General features: G+C 60.2%; 16 protein-coding genes. 9 read left to right on the forward strand and 7 right to left on the reverse strand.

Going from position 1 to position 17,466, the window contains the following annotated elements; genetic code table 11:
• From Q4577_RS18550 to repA, 6 genes are all read right to left on the reverse strand, one after another.
• On the reverse strand, positions 1 to 301 hold a 301-nt coding region (locus tag Q4577_RS18550), incomplete at its 3' end, for a transposase (protein ID WP_303567641.1).
• A gap of 58 nt (positions 302 to 359) precedes the next feature.
• The gene (locus Q4577_RS18555; protein WP_303471667.1) at positions 360 to 1,811 is read right to left on the reverse strand and encodes an NAD-dependent succinate-semialdehyde dehydrogenase; all 1,452 of its coding nucleotides are present in this window, start codon (positions 1,809 to 1,811) and stop codon (positions 360 to 362) included.
• A 17-nt stretch (positions 1,812 to 1,828) separates the two neighbouring features.
• Positions 1,829 to 2,611, reverse strand: coding sequence for a 2-keto-4-pentenoate hydratase (locus Q4577_RS18560; protein WP_303471670.1), 783 nt, complete (start codon positions 2,609 to 2,611; stop codon positions 1,829 to 1,831).
• A 369-nt stretch (positions 2,612 to 2,980) separates the two neighbouring features.
• Positions 2,981 to 4,273, reverse strand: a complete 1,293-nt coding sequence (gene repC / locus Q4577_RS18565; protein ID WP_303471672.1) for a plasmid replication protein RepC — start codon at positions 4,271 to 4,273, stop codon at positions 2,981 to 2,983.
• Between the two features lie 159 nt (positions 4,274 to 4,432).
• A complete protein-coding gene (gene repB, locus Q4577_RS18570) occupies positions 4,433 to 5,428 on the reverse strand; it encodes a plasmid partitioning protein RepB (RefSeq protein WP_303471674.1) in 996 nt (331 codons plus the stop codon).
• A gap of 103 nt (positions 5,429 to 5,531) precedes the next feature.
• Positions 5,532 to 6,743 carry a plasmid partitioning protein RepA gene (gene repA, locus Q4577_RS18575; RefSeq protein WP_303471677.1) on the reverse strand — a complete coding sequence of 404 codons (1,212 nt, stop codon included), beginning with the start codon at positions 6,741 to 6,743 and terminating at the stop codon, positions 5,532 to 5,534.
• A gap of 620 nt (positions 6,744 to 7,363) precedes the next feature.
• On the opposite strand from repA, the gene Q4577_RS18580 reads away from it, so the two are divergent.
• Genes Q4577_RS18580 through Q4577_RS18590 form a run of 3 tightly spaced genes read left to right on the forward strand, consistent with a single transcriptional unit; the run spans position 7,364 to position 9,608 of the window.
• Complete coding sequence (locus tag Q4577_RS18580) at positions 7,364 to 8,068, forward strand: ABC transporter permease (RefSeq protein ID WP_303471679.1); 705 nt, start codon at positions 7,364 to 7,366, stop codon at positions 8,066 to 8,068.
• Positions 8,062 to 8,775, forward strand: coding sequence for an ATP-binding cassette domain-containing protein (locus Q4577_RS18585; protein WP_303471790.1), 714 nt, complete (start codon positions 8,062 to 8,064; stop codon positions 8,773 to 8,775). The genes Q4577_RS18580 and Q4577_RS18585 overlap by 7 nt, the downstream gene beginning before the upstream one ends.
• Positions 8,772 to 9,608, forward strand: a complete 837-nt coding sequence (locus Q4577_RS18590; RefSeq protein ID WP_303471681.1) for a substrate-binding domain-containing protein — start codon at positions 8,772 to 8,774, stop codon at positions 9,606 to 9,608. Before Q4577_RS18585 ends, Q4577_RS18590 begins: the two co-directional genes overlap by 4 nt.
• A 30-nt stretch (positions 9,609 to 9,638) precedes the next feature.
• On the opposite strand, the gene Q4577_RS18595 is transcribed toward Q4577_RS18590, so the two are convergent.
• Positions 9,639 to 10,526 (reverse strand): LysR family transcriptional regulator, encoded by an 888-nt coding sequence (locus Q4577_RS18595; RefSeq protein WP_303471683.1) that lies wholly within the window; start codon positions 10,524 to 10,526, stop codon positions 9,639 to 9,641.
• Between the two features lie 135 nt (positions 10,527 to 10,661).
• Between Q4577_RS18595 and Q4577_RS18600 the strand changes: the two genes are divergently transcribed.
• From Q4577_RS18600 to Q4577_RS18625, 6 genes are all read left to right on the forward strand, one after another.
• Positions 10,662 to 11,417 (forward strand): HAD hydrolase-like protein, encoded by a 756-nt coding sequence (locus Q4577_RS18600; RefSeq protein ID WP_303471685.1) that lies wholly within the window; start codon positions 10,662 to 10,664, stop codon positions 11,415 to 11,417.
• Positions 11,414 to 12,340: an ABC transporter permease gene (locus tag Q4577_RS18605; protein WP_303471688.1), complete on the forward strand. Its 927-nt coding sequence runs from the start codon at positions 11,414 to 11,416 to the stop codon at positions 12,338 to 12,340. The genes Q4577_RS18600 and Q4577_RS18605 overlap by 4 nt, the downstream gene beginning before the upstream one ends.
• Before the next feature lie 11 nt (positions 12,341 to 12,351).
• A complete protein-coding gene (locus Q4577_RS18610) occupies positions 12,352 to 13,227 on the forward strand; it encodes an ABC transporter permease (protein WP_244691190.1) in 876 nt (291 codons plus the stop codon).
• Between the two features lie 74 nt (positions 13,228 to 13,301).
• A complete protein-coding gene (locus Q4577_RS18615) occupies positions 13,302 to 14,855 on the forward strand; it encodes an ABC transporter substrate-binding protein (RefSeq protein ID WP_303471689.1) in 1,554 nt (517 codons plus the stop codon).
• Positions 14,856 to 14,921: 66 nt separating this feature from the next.
• On the forward strand, positions 14,922 to 15,767 hold the full coding sequence (locus tag Q4577_RS18620; protein ID WP_303471691.1) for a metallophosphoesterase: 846 nt from the start codon (positions 14,922 to 14,924) through the stop codon (positions 15,765 to 15,767).
• A 2-nt stretch (positions 15,768 to 15,769) separates the two neighbouring features.
• Positions 15,770 to 17,437, forward strand: a complete 1,668-nt coding sequence (locus tag Q4577_RS18625; protein WP_303471693.1) for an ABC transporter ATP-binding protein — start codon at positions 15,770 to 15,772, stop codon at positions 17,435 to 17,437.
• Positions 17,438 to 17,466 lie beyond the last annotated feature (29 nt).

Here is a 17,466-nt window from a genome sequence, read left to right on the forward strand (position 1 = left end):
CATCCACCGCACGCCATAACCACTGCTTCACGCCGTTGATCGGAACGACGACTTCGTCTAGATGCCATTTGTCTGCAACGGTGGGACGGTCACGCTTTATGCAATCGGCGAAATGCCGGCCAAATCGATTCACCCATTTGCGCACGGTTTCCCGGCTGACGGTTACACCGCGTTCAGCTAGCAGGTCCTCGACGTCCGCCGTGCTGAGCGCGAAGCGATGATAGACCCATACGGCATAAGCCACGACTTCACGGGGGAAACGGTAGCCCTTCAGGCGCGGCATCTCAGCTGGTATCCTCATGATAGAACGCTAGACGTACCAAGATGCGGCAGCAAGTTGGCAATGCCCCCGAAACGGATCAGGCGGCAGGCACTTCGAATTCGGCGTGCGTCGTTTTGAACGTCAGATATTCGTTGATCACCATCTGCCCGCCTTCGATGCCAACACCAGAGTGTTTGACGCCGCTGAAAGGCGCCTCGTAATGCGACAGCAGGAAATTGTTGATCCCCACCATGCCCGACTGCAACTCAGCCGAGATCCGCCGCGCAACCACTTCGGACCGGGTAAAGGCATAGGCCGCAAGACCGTATTGCGTGCTGTTGGCCCGCGTGATGGCATCCCCAAGATCGGAATAGGTGGTCAGTGACGCGACCGGACCAAAGGGTTCTTCTGACATGATCTCGGCGTCATCCGTGACGTTTTCCAGAACCGTGGGCGCAAAGAAGAAGCCCTTGTTCTGTTCCCGTGCCCGCGTGCCGCCAAGCAACAGCGTTGCGCCGCGCTCTACCGCGTCGGATACCAACCGTTCCAGTTTGTCCAGCTGCGCCGGGCTGGCCATCGGACCCATGGTTGTTGCCGCGGACATCGGATCGCCCATCTGCACCTTTTCGGCCTCGGCCATGAAGACATCGGTGAATTCGTTTGCCACGGCCTCATGCAGGAAGAACCGGCTGGGCGATCCGCAAATCTGGCCGGTGTTCATGAATTTGAACTTCGCCGCCAGTTTCGCCGCCGCAGGCACGTCAGCATCGGGACAGATGATCAGCGGCGCATGACCGCCCAATTCCATCGACACCCGTTTCACTGTCTTTGCCGATTGCGCCATCAACAACCGCCCGACACGCGTCGAGCCGGTAAAAGAGATTTTGCGCACCGCATCCGAGTCCATCAATGCCGGCGAAACCCCCTGTGGATCACCTTGCAGGATCTGAACCACCCCCGTGGGCAGCCCCGCCGCCTGACAACATTCGCCAAGGATGGTGCCGACCAGCGGCGTCTGTTCCGACGGGCGCAGGATGACCACGCACCCGGCCGCAAGCGCCGGTGCCAGCTTGCGCGCGGGCAGGCCAAGCGGGAAGTTCCACGGGCTGAACGCGGCGACGATTCCCACAGGCTCCGGCGTGATGCTGAGATGCCCGCCAAACCGCGAGGTGATGGTCTGGCCGAAAATCCGCTCTGCCTCGCCTGCCATCCAGACAAATTGCTCGGCTGCGGAATCGGCTTCGCCGACGGCCATGGAATGCACCCGCCCCATTTCGGTGGCGATGGCACGGCCGAAATCTTCGCGGCGTTTGACAATCTCTTCGGCAATGCGTCGCAGATATTGCGCACGCTTCCAACCGGGCAATGCCGACCATTCGGCAAAGCCGGCCTCGGCATAGGCCAGCGCCTGCGCCACGTGATCGGGGCTGCAGCACGGCACATCATAAAGGGTTTCTTCGGTCGCAGGGTTGACCACGGCCATCGGCGGCAAATCCGAGGCCGTGCCCCAAGTGTCACCAATAAGATATTTGGGTTGTTGTGCGGACATTATATGCTCCTGAAAGGTCAAGAAAAGGAAAGAGAAACGGTGCCAAGCGGACCAAAATCCGCCTCAAGCCGGTCGCCGGGATCGGCCCAGACCGGACGGGTAAAGGAGCCCGAAAGCACCATATGCCCGGCGTCCAGCCCGCCGTCGTAAGTCGCCAGCTTGTTGCCCAGCCATGCAACGGCATTGGCCGGATGATCCATGACACCGGCGGCAATACCGGTTTCTTCGATCTCGCCATTGCGGCGGAACAACGCGCCGGCCCAGCGCCAATCAATCTCGTCCGGGCGGAACCGCTTGGTTCCCAAAACCAATCCCGCCGCCGCGCCATTGTCGGCAACGGTGTCAAAGATGCGCCGGGGCTCGGTCACCCTTGCGTCAATGATCTCGATCGAGGGCACAACAAATTCGGTCGCCGCCAGCACATCGTCCAGCGTCAGACCCGGCCCGCGCAACGGCGATTTCAGGATGAAGGTCAATTCCGGCTCGACCCGGGGCACGCAGAAATCGGAATGCGCCACCGTGGCATCGTCTTCGATCAGCATGCTGGCAAAGACATGGCCATAATCCGGCTCGTCGATTTTCGAAGCCGCGCGCATGGCTTTGGACGTCAGCCCCACTTTGTGGCCGATCAAGCGATCACCTGATTTGGCGCGGTTGGCGGCCACTTCGCGGCTGATGGCATAGGCGTCTTCGATTTCTATTTGGGGATAGGTCGCGGATAGCCGTTCGGCCTGAACCCGGGTTTGTTCGGCCTGAAACAGCGCTTTTGCCGCTTGTGATCTCTGGCTTTGGGATAACATCGGTAATCTCCTCTTTTACCGATATTCTTACCTCAGACGCAAACATAATATCAATAGGAATTTCTCGTGCCCCAAGTTTTGCTTCTGGGTGAGGTGCCCACCCGGGCCGATATTCCTGGCGCGCGGCCTTGCTGAATGGGCGCATGCGCGGGTGCGCCAGCCACCCGACCAAAACGCCACACTGGCCGGAGTTTCTGTTGAAACAGAAGTGACCGAGCTTGGGACTTGGGTTAGGTTCGGGGCATCGTCGGATCAGTAGCGATCAAAGCCCAGATCGCCGCGGCGCTTTCACCCCAGAATTCCCTGATAAAGCGCCCCATCTCGGCGGCCACATTTACGTCCGATAACCTTCCCCCAAACAGAATCTGATCAGGCGGCTTTTCTGTTCAGCCTGCCATAGAAACTACGCTCCAGATGCAGCTCCCCTACCCCGGCTTTCCTGACAATTCCGCGCAGGTATCCGCTTGGCGAGGTGACCTCTCCGGCGTTGTGTTTTTCGAAGACCAGCGCAAAGGCGGTTGTGGCCAATTGGGGGCCCAGCCGGTCTTTGGCAAGGTTCCAGACACGTTCCGAAACCCCGATCATCGGGGCCAATTGGCTGGCAACGCGGTTGTAATCGGTCCAGTCGCGTAGGAACCCGCCGATATTTCGCGCCCAGGATGCAAATTCCGGACAGGCCTGCAAGATCGTTGCCAGATCCATGGCCTTGGGCGTTTTTTGAGTTTGGCCAAGCGAAACGCATTCTTCGCTGGCCGCTTGCTTCTCAGGAATTGTATAAACGTCAATCGAAGCGTGATTGATGTTTTCCAAGCGATTACCGATTACTGATTTAGGTTGATTTGTAGTTTGTATGTGGGGGCCGGAAATGACCCGCTTGGGGGCCATTTCTTGGGGATTTTTAGACAGTTGTCCCGAAGTTGTCCCGAGGGTCCTTTCAGTGTTTTCTTCAGCTTCGATCACGGTTGTCGCGCCAAGATAGGCGGCTTCGACCTGCGCCTGTAGATCGGTGAACCGATGGAGGATCTTTGCCAGGTGGTCCGACGCGATTTTGCGTTTCGGGAGCTGGGCAAGCAGACCTTCAAACAGCTGGTTCAACTGTGCCCAAGGGCCGCTGAGCGCGCCGGTGACGGCGGTTTCGATCCGCGTACGGATCATGCGGCGTGCAATGGTGATCCGGCGTTTCAACTGCTGGCAAAGCTCACGTTCGGCCCGCAATTCGGCTTGCAACTGTTCGAACTCTTCGACGCGGGCGGACAGGGGCGAGAGGTCGAAACCATAGGCCTCGACAATGATGCCGTCGGCATTCCTGCGCCCCCAGCGTTTGCCATTTGGACTGTCTTTGAAACAGATGACACCGATTTCTGCCAAACGCCGGGCATGACGTTTGAGCGCAGACAAGGAAAACCCGGTCTGTTCCATAAGATAGGCGTTTGACGCCCAGACAATCGGCCGCCGCCCCTCTTCCCAGTCCTGCGTCTGGGTGAAGGCCGCCAGCGTGTCCAGCAACAGCATATCGCCCGGCTTAAGACCGATATGCGCCCCAACCCGTTTGACGGCCACAAAGGCCTTTGTTTTGGGTACACCTACCCGTTCACCGGCTTGGGCATGCTGCTCTGCAACCCCAAGACCCGGTGTCGGCTTGCGCCAACCTGTATGTTTCATGCCTGTATCTCACCTCCGGTTATGTGGAGGCAAAAGAAAGCCGTTCGCTCAGAAGCGTTCATCGTTGACAGTGCATGCTGCGAGACTTATATTAAAGGCGACCAAACCATTAGATCAGCTCTCAGGCCACACCGCTTGGGGGCTTTTCTTTTGCCTAAATCATTGGCCCGACTGCTCCTCTTTTGTTGCGAGGAAATCGCTGTAAAGCTTGTCCAGCTGCCCAGAGATAAAATCCCCGAAGGCGGCTGAATCCTGTGCTGTCAGCGAAATATTATATGCTTTTCCCGACCGGCCAACGACGCCCTTGATGCGGCCCTTGCCAGCGGTCCATGTCCGTTTCTTGGGCTGGGCGCGGGCTTTCTTGCGTTTGGGCGCTCTGCCCGCCTCGGCCAGTTTGCTGTGCAGAAACTCGAACCGTGCATCGCTGTCGAGGTCTTGAAATTCCTCGGATGCCAAAGCGCCATCCAGCACGGTTTCATTTGCCGGTTCCGCGGCCAGCTTCTTGAAATCTTCCCAACGGTCGCGGCCAATTTGTTTGGCCGGTCCGATCCGTTCAATCACGGGACGCGGGACATTTTGCGCGACCGACAGCATGCGCGACAAAAGCGTGCCATCGATGGTCAGCGCGGATTGGATCACATCCTTGGCCTGCCCGATGTCCAACAGGTTCTTGGCGAACAGCGCCTTTTCAATAAACGAAAGATCGGCCCGCGCGGTGTTTTCCTGACCCTGCGCCAGAATATGTGCGACGTCATCCATGGGTTTGACAACGGCACGAACCTTGCGGTCCAGTGCTGCGGCGACCCGAACGCGCCGGTGCCCAAACACGATCATATAGCGACCGTTCACGGTGGGATGCGGACGCAGCAAAACCGGCGTGTCCTGGCGCCCGGCGGCAATGGTTTCCTTCAGCTCATCAAAGGCGGCATCATCATCGCTGAGGCGATCCGACACAAAGGATACGTCGATCAATTGCGGGTCGATTTCGACGATGGTTTCCCCTTCGAGCAGCCGCTTCGAATTCTCGGCGAGACTGTCGATCGACACCTTCATCGACTTCGATGCGCCCCGCATGGCATAGCCAGAGCGCCCAGCATCCTTTGGCTGGTCCGAAGAGCCGGCCATCACATTTTTCAAAAGGTCTTTGCGCGCCATCAAACCGTCTCCTTCTGGGTGATCCTGGCGGTCAAGTCATGGGGCAAACAGCGCTTTGCACGGCTGTCAAACCCGGCAATCTGCACGGCTGTCAAAGCGGTCCTCATTCCCGCCCCCATGCCTTGTGGATCAGATCGGCGATCTCGTCGTTGACGTCGTTCAAGGAGCCGATTGCCCGGTCATAGGTCGTGCGTACAAACTGCGACCGCTCGACCTCATAAAGGGTCTGCTTGGTAATCCCGGCGTCGGAAATCGCCGTTGATTTCAGAACCGGCGCGGTCAGCATCTGATTTGGAAACATCGCTTGCAGGAAACCGACCATCTGCTTCTGGGGGCCGTCGGTGGGTTCGAACCGGGTGACGAGGTATCGAAACCATTTAAGCCGCATATCGGCCCCGGCGTCGCGTATCGTTTTCATGATGCCGCCAAGCATGAGCAAAAACTGACTCATCGACATGACGTCCAGCATCTGTGGGTGAACCGTAACAATGACCGAGGACGAGGCGGTCAATGCGGTGAGCGTCAGATAGCCGAGCTGCGGCGGGCAATCGATCACCACCACATCATAACGATCATCGATCTCTTCGAGCGCGCGGGAAATCCGGGTAAAGAACAACCGCCCTTCGTGGGGATCGGCGCTCGTCAGGGCGACGGGGGTGTCGTATTCATATTCCTGCAATTCCAGACTGGCCGGCACGATGTCCAGATTGGGGAAATTGGTGGGGCGGATGACATCGGCGATGGGTTTGCGGTGTTCGTCATAACGCAGCGTTTCATAGAGCGACGGCACATTGTCGAGCTCTGGTTGAATGCCATGCAGCGCGGTCAACGAAGCCTGAGGGTCGAGATCTATTGCCAGAACGCGATGCCCTTTCAGCGCAAGGTGCTGCGCCAAATGGGCGGCGGTTGTGGTTTTCCCCGAGCCGCCTTTGAAGTTCACGACCGACACAACATGCAGCTCTTCGCCTTCGCGCCGGTCGGGCACATAGCGCCGCTTTCCCGGGCGGCCATGTTTGTCCAGATAGGCGCGCAATTCCAGCATCTGCTCGGCGGAATAGCTGCGCCGGCCCGACGAAGAGGTTTCCGGTTCGGGCCCCTTGCCTTCGAGATGCAGTTTCTTGATCGTCGATTGCGTGACCCCAAGATAATAGGCGACCTCGGCCAGTGAAAACTGGCGTAGACCTTTTTGGGCGTTCGGGGGATATTGTTCCTGCCGCAACATATTGAGTCGATCCGAGATCAGCTCTCCTTGCTGGAGGATGATCTCATCGAAGGATAGATCCTTCGTGTCGGCCTCAAAAGACCTGTCCTGCATGTGCCGCCCTCTAAATATCGCTTTTTCAGCGAATTCGCTTGTTAAAGTGTTATCTACACGGAAAAATGAGTCTTAACAACGATTATTGCTCTTGCCATTTGCCGACGGAGTTCGCGGGCCAGAGTGGGTGTTGGCGCAATGGATAGCGAAAGATCAAAGCCAATGCGCAAGATCTAGGGCCATTTGCGGTGTCCTGACAATCTGGAACGGCATCGTTTATTTCGGGATCTCATGTAAGGCATTGAAATCAAGTAGATTTACAGGTTTGCACGGCTGTCAAAGTTGCTGATCGCATCTTGCGGGTTTTATCCTCGCGCGCGCAAATTGGGTGGGGCAGGGGTGTTGCTTGGCCAGTGATAGCAGTCGGGGCTAAACACATACACCTAGGAAAGCGGCGCGTATTGATGGCTTCGATCACGGGCCATGCGGCGCGCCGCGTCCTGCGGATGGATCGGGCGGAGGCAAGGCGGGCCTGCCGATTCTCGGCTCAGATCTCGGGCCGGAAACTGCTCATGGGCCAATATTGGACCCTTGCGGCGGTTTTCAAACCGGGACCGCGTTGATAGACCTCCGGTATTCGCCGCGCCGGGACGGTCTGGGCGCAATCGGATGGGGGCAGAATGGACACTCTCTGGGGCGGGCTGACCAAGGCCTTTTGGCTGGTGGTGACACGCGACAGCGACCTGTTGGAAATTGCCCTGCGCTCTTTGCAGGTGACCGGGATCGCGCTGGCCATTGCTTCGATGATCGCCTTGCCGCTGGCCGCATTTCTGGCGGTGCGCCGCTTTCGCTATCGCCGCGCGGTGATAGCGCTGCTCAATGCCTTGATGGGATTGCCGCCGGTGGTGGTTGGGCTGATCGTCTACCTTCTGCTTTCGCGCTCCGGGCCGTTGGGGGTGCTGGGGTTGTTGTTCACGCCGACCGCGATGGTGATTGCTCAGGTCATTATCATTGTGCCGTTGATCGCCTCGATTGCCCATCAATCCATCCGCGACCTTTGGCAGGAATATCATGACCTGCTGATTTCCATGAACGTCACCCAGGGCCAGAAAATCCGCACGCTGTTGTGGGATTGTCGGCGGGCGTTGTTGACCGCATCATTGGCCGGATTTGGCCGCGCCATTGGCGAGGTCGGGGCGATCATGATTGTGGGGGGCAATATTGACCATGCAACCCGGGTGCTGACCACGGCGATTGCGCTGGAAACGGGCAAAGGCGACTTTGCCCTGGCGCTGGCACTGGGCTTTGTGCTGATCGCCTTGGCCATTCTGATCAACCTGGCCATTCATGTCCTTAGCCGCACAGAGCGCGAGGGCCGCTGGTGACCCTTTTCCCCGTCACGCTGACTGCGGCGCGCGCACAGCGCCATGGCAAGACGCTGGTCGGGCCCATCGACCTTGGTCTGGATGGGGCTGGCGTGACGGCGGTGATCGGGCCCAATGGCGCGGGCAAGACAACGTTCCTGCGGTTGCTGCACGGCACAGAGCGGCTCTGCTCTGGTACGATCCGCTGGCATTGCAGCACCGAAGAGGCCCGCCACCATCAGGCTTTTGTGTTCCAGCATCCGGTGATGTTGCGCCGCACGGTCTTGCAGAACCTTTGCTATCCATTGACCCTGCGGGGCACCCCCCGACGTGCGGCCGAGGATCAGGCGCGGGATTGGGCGGCGCGCATTGGTCTGGGGGATATGCTGGACCGTCCGGCGCCGATGTTGTCCGGCGGCGAGCGCCAGAAACTGGCGCTGGCGCGGGCGATGATCACCGATCCGGCGCTGTTGTTCCTGGACGAGCCCTGCGCCGCGCTGGATGGTCGCGCCACGCGCGAGATCGAAGAAATTCTGCACACCGCCAAGTCAAAGGGCATGCGGCTGATCCTTGCCACCCATAACATGGGCCAGGCCCGGCGTCTGGCCGATGATGTCGTTTTTCTGCTGCGGGGCAGGGTGCATGAAACCGGCACCGCGACGGATTTTTTCAACCAACCAGCCACGCCGCAGGCGAAGGCATTTCTAGAAGGGGATATTGTCGAATGAAACGACATTTGGTGTTGGGGTTTGCGTTCACCCTGTTGGGCGGCGGCGCGTTTGCGGCAGAAGATATGAAGATGGCGGTCACAACCTCCTTTCACAACTCCGGGTTGGCAGAGGTTCTGCTGCCAGAGATCAAGGCCGATCTGGATCTGGATGTGCATCTGCTTGTTGTGGGCACCGGACAGGCGATCCGCCTGGGCGAGGCGGGGGATGTTGATGCGATCCTTGTGCATTCCCGTGCCGCAGAAGAGGGTTTTGTCGCCGAGGGCTATGGCACCCATCGTCGCGAAATCATGTACAACGATTTCATCTTTGTGGGTCCGGCGGATGATCCGGCGGCCATTGGCACCGCCCTTTCCGCCACTGCGGCCCTACGGCGAATTGCAGAAACCGAGGCGGTTTTTGTGTCACGTGGCGACGACAGCGGCACCCATAAAAAAGAGCAAAACCTGTGGTCCAATGCCGGGCTTGATCCCGAGGAATTTGGCGATTGGTATCGGGCGGTGGGCGCGGGCATGGGGGCTGCGCTGAACACTGCGGTCGGGTTGAATGGCTACATTCTGTCGGACCGGGCAAGCTGGCTCAACTTTGGCAACAAGGGCGACATGGCGCTGGCCTATGCCGGCGATCCGGTGCTGTTCAACCAATATGCCTATCTGCCGGTGAACCCGGACCGGCATGCGCATGTCAAACATGACCTGGCTGAACAGCTGGAGCAATGGTTGGTGTCGGACCGGGCAAAGGCGCTGATCGACGGTTATCAGATCAACGGCGAGGCGCTGTTCGTGTTCAACGCCGATGCAGAAGCGGAGGCAGAGGCGGCACCGGCGCAATAGCCCGATCCCGAATGCAAACACCGCCCCGCGCTACTGCGCGTCGCGTGGCATGTCGAACCCCATGGCGGTGGCAAAAAAGGCCTCGATGATCGGGTTTTGGTTGTCCTTCAGGCTGAACACCGTTTCATGGGTGGCAATGCCCTGCATTTCGACGATCGGCAGCCGCGCAACGCCGTCTGTGCGGCTGGTGCTGGCGCGCCACATGAAACCGATGCCAAGGCCGTTCACCACCGCCTCGTACAGGCCATCGCGCGCATCAAGGGTCAGGAACGGCTGAGGGGTCAGCCGCGCCTGGGCAAACATCTTTTCCACCGCACGTTGGGTTGATGACCCGGACGACCGAAAGATCAGCGGCTCTTGCGCCAGGTCGGCGGCGGTGACCATGGATTTCTGCGCCAAGGGATGCGCGGCCGGGGCGATGGCGATCACCTCGGACCGGGTCAGATGTTCGCGGCGAAACCGTGGATCATTCGGCACATCCGGCAGCACCCCGATTTCACATTCATGGGTGCGGACCGCGCGGGCGATTTTTTGATGTGACCCGGTTTCCACGTCCAATGTGACACCGGGATAGGCGCGGTGAAAGGCGGCGATCACCGCCATGCCGGGCATCGCATTGCCAAGCCCGATGGCAATCCGCCCCTCGCGCAGCGACGACCGACTGCGCAACAGCCGCTCCGCCTCGCCCTGGGCCTCGGCGGCGCGTTCCGCCAGATCACAGATTTTCAGGCACAGCGCCGTCGGCAAAAGCTGGCCGGCTTCGCGCAGGAACAGCCGGACCGCAAAATCGGCCTCCAGCGCGCGCACCTGACCGGACACATTGGGTTGCGTCACCCCCAGGGCACGGGCCGCCGCGGAATAAGATCCGGTCTCTGCCACCGCACGAATGGCGGCCAATCGGGTGGAGCTCAGGGTCATTTTGACAGATTCCAAAGTCTGACTTTGCTTCTCTCCAAGTCTAGCTTTGCTTTGTAGCAGGAACATTACAAAGCGCCGTCAGATGTCACCGCAAGAAGCGGGGTCGTTGCCCTGCACCCGTCAGGAGACAATGACTTGGACGATGTAACGACGCTTGTTCCGTTGACGGAACGCTATCCGGTGCTGGATGCCAATGCGGTGGCGCAGGCGGATCTGGTTCTATGTGATCTGGATGGCTGCTTGATTTCAGAAGGGCGTCGTTTCGCGGATACCGCGGATTTTGTCGCGGCCTGCGGCGCGCGGCTGTGGATCGTGTCGAATGCATCGGACACCACGGCGGTCGCATTGTCGCAACGGCTGGGCGACATCGGCATAGCGGTGCCCCCCGCGCGCATTCTTTTGGCGGGGGAAACCGCGCTGGATTACCTCGCGCGGGTGGAAGAGATCAAAAGCATTGCGCTGTTTGCGGATAATGCATTGATAGATTTGGCAAAATCTCTTGGTATTGACCCGGATGCGCAAGACCCGGATGCGATTTTGCTGTGTCGCCACACCAGTGTGACGGTCGACACCATGGGGCCGATCCTGGCGCTTGTTGCGCGCGGCGTGCCGCTTTGGGTGGCGAACGAAGATCTGTCCCATCCCGGACAGGACAATCAACCAGTGGCCGAAACCGGGGCCCTGCTGGCGGCGCTGCGCGCGATCAAGCCGGATTTGACATGGCGCAGCCTGGGCAAGCCCGATCCGATGATGCTGACCATGGCATTGGCGCGCAGCGGTCTGACCGCCGACGACGCGGTGTTTGTCGGTGACAATGCCCTGACCGATGGCCGCGCCGCCGCGCGGCTTGGGATGAAATTCATTCACATCGAAAGGAGGCCCCGCCGATGATCCCCTATGTGACGCGTATTCTGGTGAAATCCGTGGTGACGCTGTTTGCCATTGCCACGGTGACCTTCATCGCGACCCGTTTGTCGGGCAATCCGATTGACACCTTTCTGGGCGACGGGCTGACCACCGAAGGGCGGGCGGAGCTGATCCGATACTTCCAGCTGGATGGCAGCCTGTGGCAACAATATCTGGCGTTCCTGCGCGGGGCGTTGTCGGGGGAATTCGGTCTCAGCTTTGTGGATCGCCGCCCCGTGACCGAGGTTGTCGGCGACCGGCTTTGGGCGTCGGGGCAACTGTTGCTGGCCTCGGTCGGGCTGACGGTGGCGCTGTCGATCCCGCTGGGCATTCTGGCGGCGCTTTATCGCAAAAGCTGGGTCGGATCGGCGGTGATGATGCTGGCCTTTACCGGCTATGCGGTGCCGTCCTTTATCCTGTCGATCGTGATGATCCTGGTATTTTCCTATTGGCTCAACTGGTTGCCGGTGGTGGGCAATGCCACCTTTGCACATTTCATCATGCCGACCATTGCCATGTCGGGGGTGTTGATTGCGGCGCTGACGCGGTTCACCCGCAACGCAATGCTGGATGTGCTGGGCCAGGATTTCATCCGCACCGCCCGTGCCAAGGGCCTGCGCGAGGCGCGTGTCGTGTTGCGCCACGGGCTGGGCAATGCCGGGGTCACGGTGATTTCGGTCATCGGCCTTCAGGTTGCGGGATTGGCCGCTGCGGGCAGCGTCGTGGTCGAAAGCATCTTTTCCTGGCCGGGCATTGGCCAGCTTTTGGTCAATGCCGCGCTGATCCGGGATTACCCGGTGTTGCAATTCGGGGTGATCACCGTGGCCGTCGCGGTCGTGATCATCAATGCCGTCACGGACCTGTCTTATGCGCTGGCAGACCCGCGCATTCGACTTGCCCGCAGCTGAGGAGAGACAAAATGGCCATTCTCGCAGATCCGATGACGCGCCCCCGGCGCAAGACCGGACGCACGGATTTCATCCAGAAAATCGCCATCGGGCTGGCGGTGCTGTTGGTTGCCTTGGCGGTGTTTGCGCCGGTGATCCTGCCCTTTGGTCCGCTGGATCAAAGCCTGCTCAGCCGTCTGCGCCCGCCATTGGGGTTTGAGCGCTATCTGTCCGGGCATTTTGCCGGCACGGATGAATTGGGCCGGGATGTTCTGGCGCGGGCCTTGCATGGTTTGCGACTGACGCTGATGCTGGCCTTTGCCGGGGCGCTGATCGGGTTGGTGATCGGCGGCACGCTGGGGCTGATTGCCGGGCTGCGGCGCGGTTGGGTCGAAGACGCGATCATGTCGCTGGTCGATATGCAGATCGCGATCCCCTTTACTCTTGTCGCGCTGTTGATCCTGTCGCTTCTGGGGTCAAGCCTGACGGTGCTGGTCATGGTGCTGGGCATCGCCGGATGGGAACAATATGCCCGGATCGTGCGGGCCGAGGTGCGCCGTCTGTCGGCGTTGCCCTTTATCGAGGCCGCCTGGACCGCCGGGGCAGGGCCGATCTATGCCGCATGGCGTCATGTCCTGCCCAATCTGGTGTCGCCCCTGGTGGTGCAGTTCACGCTGGCGCTGTCGAACATCGTGATCCTGGAAAGCACGCTCAGCTTTCTTGGGCTTGGCGTGCAACCGCCGCAACCTTCGCTTGGCTCGATGGTGGGGCTGGGGCGGGATTACATGCCCACCGCGCCGTGGATTGTGCTGACACCTGCGGTGCTGATCGTGGCGCTGACCTTTTCCGTGCAGATCCTGGGCGATTGGCTGCGTGACCGCGCCGATGTCCGGCTGCACGACCGTTAACAACATCAAAGAGCCGCGCCAAAGCGGCCCAATGCTGACCTAGACCAGACGAAACCCAAAACCGGAGAAATCCCATGTACCGTTTGATGCTGACCACTGCCCTTGCTGCTGCACTGCCGCTGGCGGTTGCTGCACAGGAAATCACCGTTGGCGCCGCCAATGTGTCTTCTTACCTTGATCCCGGCCGTGACCATTCCAACGTCGGATCGCAGTTCTATTACAACAGCTTTGACACGCTGATCGACCGCGACCACAGCAAACTGGACCCGGAATGGGTGCCGGCGCTGGCCACGTCGTGGGAGCTGATTGAACCGACCATCATGGAATTGAAACTGCGTCAGGGCGTGACATTTCACAATGGCGACGCGATGACCGCCGATGATGTGATCTTTTCGCTGAACCGGATGATGCAGGCGACGTTCCCGCCCTATGTCGTGCGGGCCAAGGACCGTCTGGCAAACTTTCCCATGGCGGAAAAAATCGACGAAACCACGATCCGCATCCATGCCAACCGCGAAGAGCCGCTTTGGGAAACGCTGATTTCCTTGCAGCAGGTCATGATCATTCCCGAAGCTTACACCAAGGCGCTGACCGGTGATCCCGAAGTGGCCGAAGACAGCGATTTTGAAGCGTTCGCCCTGGCCCCGGTCGGCACTGGCCCTTACAAGGTTGAAACCTTTCAGCCGGGTGAAAAGCTGGTTTGGGAACGGTTTGACGACTTCTGGGGCGAAACCGCGCCGCTGGAACGGGTGAATGTGGTTCAGATCGCCGAAACCGCCAGCCGCATCACCGCGCTGAAAACCGGCGAAGCGGATATTGTGACCAATATCGCGCCCGACCAATTGTCGCTGATCGACAATGACCCGGCGATGAAAACCGCAGGGTCGGCGACGGCGCTGTTTCATGTGATGATCATGAACCAGAACCACCCCAAACTGGAAGACCCGCGCATCCGTCAGGCAATGAGCCTGGCCATCGACCGTGACGCGCTGAACGAAGCTTTGTGGCTGGGCAAGGCGGTTGTGCCATCGACCCACACCATGGCGGAAATGGGTGCGTTGCATCAGCCGGATCTGGTGACTTTTGAATATGATCCCGAACGGGCCAAGACATTGCTGGCCGAAGCCGGGTATGACGGGTTCGAAATTCAGTTCGACACCGCGCCGACCTATTACACCAACGGTTTGTTGGCGGCACAGGCGATCATGGAAATGTGGGCCAATGTCGGCATCAAGGGCAAGGTCAACGTGCAGGACCAATGGTCCGGCAATGATCCCGAGATGATGGCGCGCAACTGGTCCAACCCGATGTATTTCGCGGACCCCTTTGGATCGTTTGGCGTGATGTGGGCCCCCGATGGGCCATCGCAAAGCGAAGGCCGGTTCAACACCGATGCGGAATATGCCGAAATGTGGGATCGGTTCCGCTATTCCACCGACGTCGAAATCCGCAAGGCGGCCTATGTCGAGCTGATGGACCGGGTCAAAGCCGATCCTGCGGTTCTGCCGCTCTATCGTCCCTTTGAAAGCTGGGGCATGAAAAATTCCATCAACTGGGCGCCGATGCCGGGTCACATCCCCTATGTGCTCGATTTCCGCGCGGGCAGCATCACGCTGGCCGGCAGCTAAGCTGCGTCACCCCAAAAGGGTCGGGCGTTCGCGCCCGGCCTGTCCCCATCCCCAGGAGCCAAATCCATGACCCGGATCGCCATTGTCACCGATATTCACCACGGCACGCCGTCCCACACCAAACGCGGCGATACCGCGATTGAACTGCTGACCCAGTTCTGTGACTGGGCCAATGCCGAAACACCGGATCTTGTGCTGGATCTCGGGGATCGCATTTCCGATATCGACACCGAAACCGATTTGCGGCTTGAGCGCGAGGTCGCCGAAGTTTTCAAACGGCTGGCCATGCCGGTGCATCACATCTGCGGCAATCATGACCGCGACCACCTGAGCGTGGCGGACAACGAAGACATCCTCGGGGTCGCGCTTGGCAATCAGGTGGTCGATCTTGGCGATTGGCAGCTGGCGCTGTGGCGCGCGGATGCCAGGATTCATCGCGCCCAGGCCCCCGTCGGCTTTGAGCTGCCAGAAGCGGATTTGCTGTGGCTGTCGCATATGGTGCAACGCGCCGACAAACCCACGCTGGTCGCCAGCCATGTGCCGGTGTCCGGTCACAGCCAGATCGGCAATTATTACTTTCAACGCAATGCCAGCGTGTCGACCTATCCCCAGGCCGAGCGGGTGCGCGATGTTCTGGGGCAGGCGCAGGTGCCACTGGCCTGTATTGCGGGCCATGTGCATTGGAACACCCTGACCACCGTCAATGGCATTCCGCATCTGACCCAGCAAAGCCTGACCGAAAGCTTCACCACCGGTGGCGAACCGGCGCGGGCCTGGGGCATGCTGGAACTGGGCGATACCCTGCATTGGCAGGTGTTTGGCGATGATCCGTTCGAGGCCCGGGTCACACCGGCGCGCCAACGCTGGACCACGCCGCTGGCGCCCTTTGTCACCCGGCTTGCGGCGGAATGATGATGACACCCCTCAATCCCCCTGTGTTGTCGGTCCGCGATCTGCGGGTTGGTTTCGGTGAGACCGAGGCGGTGCATGGTCTGTCCTTTGACATTCACCGTGGCGAAACCCTGGCGCTGGTCGGGGAAAGCGGGTCGGGCAAAAGCGTCACGGCATTGTCGATCCTGCGCCTGATCGAACGCGAGGGCGGGCAGATCACCGGCGGCTCCATTCGGTTGGGCGACACCACGCCAGAAGAGATCACCACATTGCCCCCGGCGGCGCTGCGGGCCCTGCGCGGTGACCGGATCGCGATGGTGTTTCAGGAACCGATGACCTCGCTCAATCCGGTGATGACCATTGGCGCGCAACTTGCCGAGGCATTGCGCCTGCATCGGGGATTGCGCGGCGGTGCGGCGCGGGATGCGGCGCGTGCCGCGTTGGAACGGGTCAAACTGCCCGATCCCGAAAAGCGATTGGATCAATATCCGCATGAGCTTTCTGGGGGCCAGCGCCAGCGGGTGATGATCGCCATGGCGCTGAGCTGTGAGCCGGAAGTGTTGATCGCGGATGAACCGACAACCGCGCTCGACGTCACCACCCAGGCCGAAATCCTGCGGCTGATTGCATCCTTGCAGGCCGATATGGGCATGGCGGTGCTGTTTATCACCCATGATCTGGGAATTGTCGCCGAAATCGCCGATCGGGTGGTGGTGATGAAGGATGGTGTAAAGGTCGAAGAAGGCCATACCGCCGATCTCTTTGCCCATCCCCGCGCGCCCTATACCCGGCAATTGCTGGCGGCGTCGCCGCGGCTGGGGGAAGGATCGCCAACCCCGTTGGATGGGGCAAAACCGGTGTTGCAGGTCACAAACCTGACCACGCGCTATGGCGGTGGCATGTTTTCGCGGGCCGGGTCTGTGGCGGCTGTGCGGGATGTGACCGTCACGCTGGGGCAGGGGGAAACATTGGGCCTGGTGGGGGAATCCGGGTGCGGAAAATCCTCGCTCGCGCGGTCGATCATGCGGCTGGTTGAACCGTCGGCCGGTGAAATTGCCCTGCTGGGCACCCGCATCGACGGCCTGTCCCGCGCGGCGCTCAAGACGCATCGCGCCCATATCCAGATGGTGTTTCAAGACCCCTATGCCTCGCTCAACCCGCGCATGTCGATTTGTGACGCGGTGACCGAACCGGCGTATCTGCGCGGGATGGTCGCGGGCAAGGCGCGGCGCGATCTGGCGGTTGATCTGTTGGCGCGTGTGGCGCTGCCTGCGGATGCGGTTGACCGCTATCCGCATCAGTTTTCCGGTGGCCAACGCCAGCGGATCTGCATTGCCCGCGCGCTTTCGGTGCGACCCCGGATCATTGTCGCGGACGAGGCCGTGTCGGCGCTGGATGTGTCAAACGCCCGGCGGGTGACCGATTTGCTGGCGGATATTCAACAGCGCGACGGGGTGTCGATGCTGTTCATCAGCCATGACATTGCGGTGGTCGAACGGGTCAGCCACCGCATTGCGGTGATGTTGAAAGGCGAGATCGTCGAAACCGGGCCAACGCAACAAATCCTGAACGCGCCACAACATCCCTATACTCAGCGGCTTTTGTCGGCGGTGCCACGGTTGGAGCACCGGCGCGCCGCGCAACGGCGGGCAGACGTGTCCAAGCAGGCAAACACTTTGGAAACGGCTTAGGACGGCGCAGGGGGCGAACCGCAGCAGGG

The organism is Marinovum sp. 2_MG-2023 (assembly GCF_030548265.1).
In the GTDB taxonomy this organism is placed as follows: Bacteria; Pseudomonadota; Alphaproteobacteria; order Rhodobacterales; family Rhodobacteraceae; genus Marinovum.

Bases quoted from the DNA above. Each gene is read 5' to 3' on its own strand.
- Q4577_RS18555 (WP_303471667.1), bottom strand. From the start codon at position 1,811: ATGTCCGCACAACAACCCAAATATCTTATTGGTGACACTTGGGGCACG.
- Q4577_RS18560 (WP_303471670.1), bottom strand. From the start codon at position 2,611: ATGTTATCCCAAAGCCAGAGATCACAAGCGGCAAAAGCGCTGTTTCAG.
- repC (WP_303471672.1), bottom strand. From the start codon at position 4,273: ATGAAACATACAGGTTGGCGCAAGCCGACACCGGGTCTTGGGGTTGCA.
- repB (WP_303471674.1), bottom strand. From the start codon at position 5,428: ATGGCGCGCAAAGACCTTTTGAAAAATGTGATGGCCGGCTCTTCGGAC.
- repA (WP_303471677.1), bottom strand. From the start codon at position 6,743: ATGCAGGACAGGTCTTTTGAGGCCGACACGAAGGATCTATCCTTCGAT.
- Q4577_RS18580 (WP_303471679.1), top strand. From the start codon at position 7,364: ATGGACACTCTCTGGGGCGGGCTGACCAAGGCCTTTTGGCTGGTGGTG.
- Q4577_RS18590 (WP_303471681.1), top strand. From the start codon at position 8,772: ATGAAACGACATTTGGTGTTGGGGTTTGCGTTCACCCTGTTGGGCGGC.
- Q4577_RS18595 (WP_303471683.1), bottom strand. From the start codon at position 10,526: ATGACCCTGAGCTCCACCCGATTGGCCGCCATTCGTGCGGTGGCAGAG.
- Q4577_RS18605 (WP_303471688.1), top strand. From the start codon at position 11,414: ATGATCCCCTATGTGACGCGTATTCTGGTGAAATCCGTGGTGACGCTG.
- Q4577_RS18610 (WP_244691190.1), top strand. From the start codon at position 12,352: ATGGCCATTCTCGCAGATCCGATGACGCGCCCCCGGCGCAAGACCGGA.
- Q4577_RS18615 (WP_303471689.1), top strand. From the start codon at position 13,302: ATGTACCGTTTGATGCTGACCACTGCCCTTGCTGCTGCACTGCCGCTG.
- Q4577_RS18620 (WP_303471691.1), top strand. From the start codon at position 14,922: ATGACCCGGATCGCCATTGTCACCGATATTCACCACGGCACGCCGTCC.
- Q4577_RS18625 (WP_303471693.1), top strand. From the start codon at position 15,770: ATGACACCCCTCAATCCCCCTGTGTTGTCGGTCCGCGATCTGCGGGTT.